Source organism: Frankia sp. CeCAU1 (assembly GCF_977971845.1).
On record NZ_CDWWXA010000164.1, the window covers coordinates 7,935 to 10,765 of the forward strand.

Genomic DNA, 2,831 nt, shown 5'->3' on the forward strand with positions numbered 1-2,831 from the left:
AGACAAAGCCCCACTATCTCGGGTGCGCCCACCCTGCTTGCGGCGTGGGCGCACCCGAGATAGTGGGGCTTTGTCTGGAAGATAGGCCTATGCCCGGAAGATGGGACTGTGATGGTGCCTGCCGGCGTCGTGGGGGCGCTATGCCGCCCCGTGCGTGTGGCGTTGCCGATGACCGCACCGATGTCCGTGCGGTGCCGCGCCGCATGCCGTATGGAAGAACGATGCAGGAGGAACGCGTGGCGGACGAGCGTCGGCCCTTCGCCGACGACAGCGGGACCCCCGAATCGGTCTGGCAGGGATGGGATCCGGGGTGGGCGGAGCTGGACCTGACCGTTCCGCCCACGAACGCGGTGATCGTGGCTCCCCACCCGGACGATGAGGTGCTGGGCATCGGTGGTCTGATGACCATCCTGTCTATGTTGAGTGTGTCGCTCACCGTTGTTGCGGTGACTGATGGTGATGCATCCCATCCCGGATCTCCGACGCTGTCGCCGGCCGAGCTTGCGCGGCGACGGGTGGCGGAACAGCATTCCGCTCTCGCCGAACTCGGCCTGGCCCAGGTACCGGTGCATCGGGTCGGCCTGCGCGACGGGCGGGTCGCCGGGCACGAGGAGTTGTTGGCCGACCAGCTGGAACCGTTGCTCACCGCCGACGGGTGGCTGTTCGCGACGTATGCCGGGGATCGTCATCCAGATCATGAGGCGACGGGTCGGGCTGCGGAGATCGCCGCCGCGCGGGCGGGCACCCGGCTGCTCGAGTACCCCATCTGGACCTGGCACTGGGCGGTGCCGGACGACCCGCGAGTTCCCTGGGCCAGGGCGCGACGGGTGCATCTTCCCGTCGACGTGCATCGGGCCAAGCAGCGAGCGGTCGACTGCTACCGCACCCAGATTGCTCCGCTTTCAACCCATCCGGCCGATGCTGCGGTGCTTCCGGCCGAGGCCTTGGCGCGGCTCCTGCGCCCAGCCGAGACGGTCTTCGTCTGACCGTTGCGGGTCATGAAGCATGAGTAGGCGCCTTGCTCGCAGCCACCTGTTGCCGGATGGCGGCCCCACAGCCGGAGCAGGTCTTCGAGCTCACGTCCGGTTGCCCATACGGTGACACGGGCAACCGGACGGTCAGGGCCGGGACGCCGGCCGGCGGGGGAGACCCGCGCGTACACCGCGGCGGCTCCCGCGGGGCGTTCGACGGCGGACGGCTCGACCAGGATCAGCCGCCCGACCGGGCGCGCCGCTACGGGCAGCTTCCCTTCCCGAAACCAGCGGTAGGCGGTGACGTAGTGGGCACCCGCACGCTGCGCCCACTGCTTCAAGTTCACTCACACATCGCATCACTTACTCAACAGCCAGCAGGTCGCTGCCCCGCGGGGACATCTCCCGCAGCGGCAGGCTGCGGTCGTCGAAGACCGCGGTCGTCGAAGGCCGCGTCGTCCGCGGCGGTGATTCCGAAGAGGCTCGGCCTGGTGCCGATCCAGCGATTGATCAGCCAGTGCAGCAGGTTGATGGTGACGATCGCCGGAGCGACGACGGCGGCGACCCCGGGAATCGCCGGCTCCAAGGCCAGGGACAGCACGATACTCGTGATGCCGTTCTGTTGGGAAGCGGCCAGATAAACCCGGTCACGTCGGGACATGCGGTGGGTCAGAAGGTAGCCGACGAGACCCTGTGCGGCGAAGGCTGCGGCTCCCAGAGCGGCCCCGTGGACAAAGGCGATTCCGTCGGAGAGAAGCAGGCCGAGCGCGACCGCCGCACCATAGAACGCGACCCGTACGGTCCTCTCCACGAGATGGGGGAAGAAGTCGTCCCCGCGCTCGGGGAAGAGCTTGGCATCGGGACGGAGGATCAGCCCACCGATTGCTACCGCCAGCATGAGAAAGAACCCTGCTGCCACCATGATCAGACCCGTTGTCAATGCCAGGGCGCTGGTCGCGTGTCTCTTGGCGCACCGCCACAGCAGGGCGGTGAGGGTGACGAGGCCGAGGTTGAGCGCCAAGCCGACGAAGAAACCGCTGGCTCCCGACGGTCCGCCGAGATCCGGCGTCATCGCGGGCTGGTCCTTGACGAACGTCGAACCGACCGCTGTGACCAGGGACACAGTAAGGAGTACCGTCACGGGATCGTCGAAGGCAGCCCAGCTGCGCAGGAGATCCTGACCGCGTTCGGACATTCGCGAACCCGAGGTGAGCGTGGCTACCGACAGGGGATCGATCTGGGCGACCACCACGCCAAGAAGAAGGTACAGCGGGTCGCCGAGCGCGAGGGCCAGGGCGCCACCGATCAGCAGGGCCTTGAGGGCGACGCCCACGGTGACGACGAGCACGATCCGGCGGATGTCCGCCCAGGCCGCGCGGGCGATCCCCAGCGTGGCGCCGTACAGGCCGACCGCCAGCAGCACCGCGATGGCCATCCGACAGCCGTGCACCTTCGAGATATTCGGCAGGTGGAACAGCTGAAACAGCGCGCTGAGCGCGACACCCACCCCGATCAGGCTGACCAGGGATGCCAGCTGGCCGAAGGACTGTGCCCTCTGGAGCGATCTCATGGCCCGGTCGGGTTCCAATGGTGGAACGGCTGTACCGGTCTCCCCGCTGGCACCCCGGTGACCGCCGGGCTGCCGGGATGCGGATACGCATCCGTGCCCTGCGTGTGGAGTGACGGGATAAGGGCGTATCGACCTCTGAGCAGTGACCGAAGGCCCTGCATCGAGCTCTACCTCCCCGTGATGTTGGACGGCGGAAAGAGGAGTTCTCCTCCTACTTGCCATCGCCCAGAGTAGTCGCCGCACAATAAAGTTCGTGCAATGAAGCTAGTGCAATGAAGCTCGCGCAGCCG

The 2,831-nt window shown here is 67.4% G+C and carries 2 protein-coding genes; one reads left to right on the top strand and one right to left on the bottom strand.

The annotated features are described in order from the left end of the window. The first annotated feature begins 236 nt into the window (after window positions 1-236). Window positions 237-986, top strand: a complete 750-nt coding sequence (locus tag AC08OO_RS20625) for a PIG-L deacetylase family protein (RefSeq protein WP_476610329.1) — start codon at window positions 237-239, stop codon at window positions 984-986. 352 nt (window positions 987-1,338) lie between these two features. On the opposite strand, the gene AC08OO_RS20630 is transcribed toward AC08OO_RS20625, so the two are convergent. Then, entirely contained in the window at window positions 1,339-2,541 is a 1,203-nt protein-coding gene (locus tag AC08OO_RS20630) for a cation:proton antiporter (RefSeq protein WP_476610330.1), read from the bottom strand. Window positions 2,542-2,831: the final 290 nt, after the last annotated feature.

What these genes read in the sequence shown, in the direction of transcription:
- AC08OO_RS20630 (WP_476610330.1), bottom strand. Translation starts at nt 2,541, where the DNA reads ATGAGATCGCTCCAGAGGGCACAGTCCTTCGGCCAGCTGGCATCCCTG.